The organism is Bradyrhizobium sp., from assembly GCF_019242285.1.
In the GTDB taxonomy this organism is placed as follows: Bacteria; Pseudomonadota; Alphaproteobacteria; order Rhizobiales; family Xanthobacteraceae; genus Bradyrhizobium.
This window is the reverse complement of record NZ_JAFAVV010000211.1, coordinates 1-5696: the sequence shown is the minus strand read 5'-3', so window position 1 is coordinate 5696 and position 5696 is coordinate 1. Positions and strand designations below refer to the sequence as shown.

The 5696-nt window shown below is 66.5% G+C and carries 3 protein-coding genes and 1 pseudogene; 3 read left to right on the top strand and 1 reads right to left on the bottom strand.

Annotated elements, in window-relative coordinates; all coding sequences use genetic code 11:
- Positions 1-427: pseudogene (locus JOY90_RS08035) on the bottom strand (serine peptidase); the annotation flags it as partial.
- A gap of 505 nt (positions 428-932) precedes the next feature.
- Here JOY90_RS08035 and JOY90_RS08030 point away from each other — a divergent pair.
- The 3 genes from JOY90_RS08030 to JOY90_RS08020 all read left to right on the top strand — a co-directional run.
- The gene (locus JOY90_RS08030; protein WP_291690612.1) at positions 933-2261 is read left to right on the top strand and encodes an MdtA/MuxA family multidrug efflux RND transporter periplasmic adaptor subunit; all 1329 of its coding nucleotides are present in this window, start codon (positions 933-935) and stop codon (positions 2259-2261) included.
- Positions 2258-5347: an MdtB/MuxB family multidrug efflux RND transporter permease subunit gene (locus JOY90_RS08025; protein WP_291690611.1), complete on the top strand. Its 3090-nt coding sequence runs from the start codon at positions 2258-2260 to the stop codon at positions 5345-5347. Before JOY90_RS08030 ends, JOY90_RS08025 begins: the two co-directional genes overlap by 4 nt.
- Positions 5348-5350: 3 nt before the next feature.
- Positions 5351-5696 (top strand): efflux RND transporter permease subunit (locus JOY90_RS08020; RefSeq protein ID WP_291690610.1); only part of this gene is annotated, 346 nt, incomplete at its 3' end.

Below are 5696 nucleotides of genomic sequence, written 5' to 3'. Positions count from 1 at the left end.
CCGGCGAGATGAAGAATCCCGAGCCCTCGCCCGTGATGACCTGGCGGCTGTGCGGCATGGCTTGCGGCAAGCGGAAGCCGAACTGCCGGTAGAACTGCTCGAGCGGCGAGCCCTGCTCCGAATTCATGCCGTTGTCGTCGTCGCGCTGGGTGACGGCAGGCGTGTCCGTATCGCTGTCGATCTTGACGCGGACCGAGATCACCGCAGGTTTGACCTTGGCGACGAGATCGGCGAAGCCCGCCGTGTTCGGCGCTTCGGCCGCGTGTGCCGACGCGGTCCAGGCCGGAAGGCTGAACGGCGCGGTGCCGCCCGGGCCGATCGCGAGGACCGCGATGCCGAGCGCGGCGACGGAGCCCAGCAGCGCGAGCCGTCGGGGCTTGAGGATTGCGCGGGTCGCAGCATTTGCGGTGTTTACTTGATCTTGCATGAGAGCTTCTCCATTTCTCGTGCGGGAAAATCCCTTGCCCTCAAAATGGCGAAGCCACCTTACAAGGTCCCGTCTGCCGGATTAATGTTCTGCAAGAACGCTGCGACCTACGACCGCGGCCTTTGGTCGTAGTCGGCGACAGCACGTGAAGTCATTGCCGCTCGTAGCACGTGAAGATTTCTTAATGAGGGTGCCGACGCGCCCTCGCAAAGTTCCGAGCAATTTGAAGTGAATTTTCCGCTCGAGGCCGACAACGAGCCGCCGGCGTTCTTCACATGCCGCTTGAAGCCGTCGAGAGCTCACTTCCGCGTCGTCGAAAGCGGCGCGGCGGATGTGACCGGCGCTCCCCAACAGGATACAAAACCCAATCCTTTCCGAATGTTAATGAGGCTTTCCCCACGGAAAAGTTCAAAAAACCCCCATCCGCCGAATGTCCCAAGGCGAGCGGACCGGATAGAATGAGGAACCTATTCGGCGGCGACAGCCGCCCTTCGATGGCAGCTCCATGGACCAACCCGTCAAACCGAAACCCGAAGCCCCGGCGAGCGCGCCGTCGAAGGCGCCGAAGCAAGGCAGGCCGCGCCTGCGCTTCTTCCTGACGTTCGTCATCGTGGTGCTGGCGGTCGCAGGCATCGTCTGGTGGACCAAGCACATTCAGGTGCCGGAGCAGCAGCCGCAAGGCCGCCGTGGGGCCGGCGGCCGCAACGCACCGCCGATGTCGATCGTCGACGAGACCATCGGCAAGGGCGACATCGGCATCACGCTCAATGCGCTCGGCACGGTGACCTCGCTCGGCACCGTCACCATCCGCAGCCAGATCAGCGGCTATCTGATCAAGATCGACTTCAAGGAAGGCGACGAGGTCAAGAAGGGCGACCTGCTCGCCGAGATCGACCCGCGCCCGTTCGAGGCCACGCTGGCGCAGGCCAAGGGCGCGCTGGCGCGGGACGAGGCGCTCCTGAAAGGCGCGCAGGTCGACCTGACGCGCTACCAGGGGCTCGCCGCGCAGAACGCGATCCCGCACCAGACGCTGGATACGCAGATCGCGCTGGTGGCCCAGGACCAGGGCACGGTCGAGGCCGACCGCGCCTCGGTGAAGGCCGCCGAGGTCAATCTGAACTACACCCGCATCCTGGCGCCGATCGACGGGCGCGTCGGTCTGCGGCAGGTCGACCAGGGCAACTACGTCACCCCGGGCGACACCAACGGGCTCGTCGTGATCACCCAGCTCAAGCCGATCAGCGTGCTGTTCACGGTGCCTGAGGACAATCTCCAGGCGATCGCCAAACGCCTGCAGGCCGGCGCGTCGCTGCCCGCGACCGCGCTCGACCGTGCCGGCGCCAACAAGATCGCCGACGGCACGCTGCAGACCTTCGACAGCCAGATCGATCCGACCACGGGCACGATCAAGCTGCGCGCCACCTTCCCGAACGAGGACGAGGCGCTCTACCCCAATCAGTTCGTCAACATCCGCCTGCTGCTCGACACCCACAAGGACGTGGTGACGATGTCGACCGCCGGCATCCAGCGCGGCGTGCCCGGCACCTTCGCCTATCTCGTCAATGCCGACAGCACCGTCACCGTCCGCCCCGTCAAGCTCGGCGCCACCGAGGGCACCCGTGTCGAGGTGCTCTCTGGACTGGCCCCGGGCGACCGGGTCGTGATCGACGGCGCCGACAAGCTGCGTGAGGGCGCGCATGTCAATGTCCGCGCGCCCGACGCCGCCGTCGCCCCAGCGGCGGCGCCGGCCGAAACCTCGCCGGACCAGAAGACCGGCCCCGGCAAGAAATCCGGCGGCAGGAAGCGCCGGTCCGACGGCGAGCAGCCGCAATGAATCCGTCGCAGCCGTTCATCCTGCGGCCGGTTGCAACGACGCTCCTGATGATCGCCATCATGCTGTCCGGCCTGCTGGCGTTCCGTTTCCTTCCCGTCGCGGCGCTGCCGGAGGTCGACTACCCGACCATCCAGGTCCAGACCTTCTATCCCGGCGCTAGCCCCGACGTGATGACCTCGTCGGTCACCGCGCCGCTCGAGGTGCAGTTCGGCCAGATGCCGAACCTGAACCAGATGAGCTCGGTGAGCTCGGCCGGCGCGTCGGTCATCACCCTCCAGTTCGGCCTCGCCATCTCGCTCGACATCGCCGAGCAGGAGGTGCAGGCCGCGATCAACGCCTCCGGCAATCTGCTGCCCTCCGACCTGCCGGCGCCGCCGATCTACGCCAAGGTCAACCCGGCCGACGCGCCGATCCTGACCCTCGGATTGACGTCTGCGACCATGCCGCTCACCGAGGTCGAGGAATTCGTCGACACAAGGCTGGCGCAGAAGATCTCCCAGCTTCCGGGCGTCGGCCTCGTCAGCATCTCCGGCGGGCAGCGGCCGGCGGTGCGCATTCGCGCCGACATCCGCAAGCTCGCCGCCTACGGACTGAACATCGACGACCTGCGCACCACGCTGTCGACCGCCAACGTCAACACGCCGAAGGGCAATTTCGACGGCCCGATGCGCGCCTACACCATCAACGCCAACGACCAGATCCGCAATGCCGACGACTACAAGTCGCTGATCGTCGCCTACAAGAACGGCTCGCCGGTCCGCCTCACCGACGTCGGCGACGTCATCGCCGGCGCCCAGAACGACAAGCTCGGCGCCTGGATGAACGAGACGGCCGCGATCATCGTCAACATCCAGCGCCAGCCCGGCGCCAACGTCATCTCCGTCGTCGAGGGCATCAAGCAGCTCCTGCCGCAGCTGCAGGCGACGCTGCCGGCCGCCATCGACCTCAACGTCCTCACCGACCGCACCGTCACCATCCGCGCCTCGGTGCGCGACGTCGAATACGAATTGTCGCTCGCCGTCGTGCTGGTGGTGCTGGTGATCTTCGTGTTCCTGCGCTCGACGCGCGCGACCCTGATCCCGAGCCTGTCGGTGCCGCTGTCGCTGGTCGGCACGCTCGGCATCATGTATCTCTCGGGCTTCAGCCTCAACAATCTGTCGCTGATGGCGCTGACGATCGCCACCGGCTTCGTGGTCGATGACGCCATCGTCGTGATCGAGAACATCTCGCGCTACATCGAGGAAGGAGATTCCCCGCTGCAGGCCGCGCTGCGCGGCTCCGAGCAGATCGGATTCACCATCATCTCGCTCACGGTGTCGCTGATCGCGGTGCTGATCCCGCTGCTGTTCATGGGCGACGTGGTCGGCCGCCTGTTCCGCGAGTTCGCGATCACGCTGTCGGTGACGATCCTGATCTCGGCCGTGGTGTCGCTGACGCTGGTGCCGATGGCCTGCGCCAAGCTGCTGAAGCCCGAGACGGCGGAGACCAACGAGAACGCCTTGCAGCGCTGGAGCCGCGTGGGCTTCGACCGCGTCATCGACATCTACGCCCACATGCTGAACTGGGTGCTGGACCGCCAGACCTTCGTGCTCCTGATCGCGCTCGCCACCTTCGCCCTGACCGCCCTGCTCTACGTCTGGATCCCGAAGGGCTTCTTCCCGTTGCAGGACACCGGCGTGATCCAAGCGATCTCCGAGGCGCCGCAGTCGGTCTCCTACGCCGCGATGGCGGACCGGCAGCAGAAGCTCGCCGGCATCATCCTGAAGGACCCCGATGTCGAGAGCCTGTCCTCGTTCATCGGCGTCGACGGCACCAACACCACGCTGAACAGCGGCCGCATCCTGATCAACCTCAAGCCGCATGACGCGCGCAAGTCCGACATCGCCGCGATCATGGCGCGCATCAGAAGCGCCACGGCCTCGCTGACCGGCGTCACGCTCTACATGCAGCCGGTGCAGGATCTCACCATTGAGGGCACGGTGAGCCGCACGCAATACCAGTTCATCCTGCAGGATGCCGACCCCAACGAGCTCGCGGTCTGGACGCCGAAGCTGGTCGACAAGCTCCGGATCCTGCCGCAGTTCGAGGACGTGGCGAGCGACATCTCGGCGCAGGGGCTCTCGGTGTTCGTCGACATCGATCGCGACCAGGCCGCCCGCTTCGGCATCACGCCCGCCACCGTCGACAACGCGCTCTATGATTCCTACGGCCAGCGCATCGTCTCCACCATCTTCACCAACTCCAACCAGAAGCGCGTCATCCTGGAGGCCGATCCGAGCCTGCAGACCTCGCTGCAGTCGCTGTCGGACATCTATCTGCCGTCCTCGGTCGGCAGCGGCGCCGTGCCGCTCGCCGTGCTCGCCAAGATGCGCGAGGAGACCGCGCCGCTGCAGGTCTCGCATCTCGGCCAGTTCCCCTCCGCCACGGTCTCGTTCAACCTGGCGCCGAGTGCCTCGCTCGGCGCGGCGGTCGACGCCATCAAGCAGGCGCAGCTCGAGATCGGCCAGCCGCTCGGCGTCATCACGAGCTTCCAGGGCGCGGCGCTGGCGTTCCAGTCGGCGCTGTCGAACCAGCTGTTCCTGATCCTCGCCGCGATCGTCGTCGTCTACATCGTGCTCGGCGTGCTCTATGAGAGCTTCATCCACCCGATCACCATCCTGTCGACGCTGCCGTCCGCCGGCATCGGCGCGCTGCTGGCGCTGATGCTCGCCGGCGACGACCTGACCATCGTCGCGATCATCGGCATCATCCTGCTGATCGGCATCGTCAAGAAGAACGCCATCATGATGATCGACTTCGCGCTCGATGCCGAGCGCCACGAGGGCAAGTCGCCGCGCGAGGCGATCTACCAGGCTTGCCTGCTGCGGTTCAGGCCGATCATCATGACCACCATGGCCGCGGTGCTCGGCGCGTTGCCGCTGATGGTCGGCACCGGCGCCGGCTCCGAGCTGCGCCATCCGCTCGGCATCTCGATCGTCGGCGGCCTGCTCGTGAGCCAGCTCCTCACCTTGTTCACGACGCCGGTGATCTATCTCTGGTTCGACCGCTTGGCGCTGCGCTTCCGCGGGCCGCAGGAAGCGGCCTGAGCCATGCAGCCGTCGACGCCCTTCATCCGCCGTCCGGTCGCGACCACGCTCCTGACGTTCGGGCTCGCGGCGGCGGGCGCGGTTGCCTTCTTCAAGCTGCCGGTGTCGCCGCTGCCGCAGGTCGATTTTCCGACCATCTCCGTCCAGGCCAACCTGCCCGGGGCTAGTCCGGAGGACGTCGCCACCACCGTGGCAAGCCCGCTCGAGCGTCATCTCGGCCAGATCGCCGACGTCACCGAGATGACGTCGCAGAGCTCGGTGGGCAACGTCCGCATCACCCTGCAGGTCGGGCTGAACCGCGACATCAACGGCGCGGCGCGCGACGTGCAGGCGGCGATCAACGCCGCCC

Coding starts and splice junctions, on each gene's coding strand:
- JOY90_RS08030 (WP_291690612.1), top strand. CDS start 933: ATGGACCAACCCGTCAAACCGAAACCCGAAGCCCCGGCGAGCGCGCCG.
- JOY90_RS08025 (WP_291690611.1), top strand. CDS start 2,258: ATGAATCCGTCGCAGCCGTTCATCCTGCGGCCGGTTGCAACGACGCTC.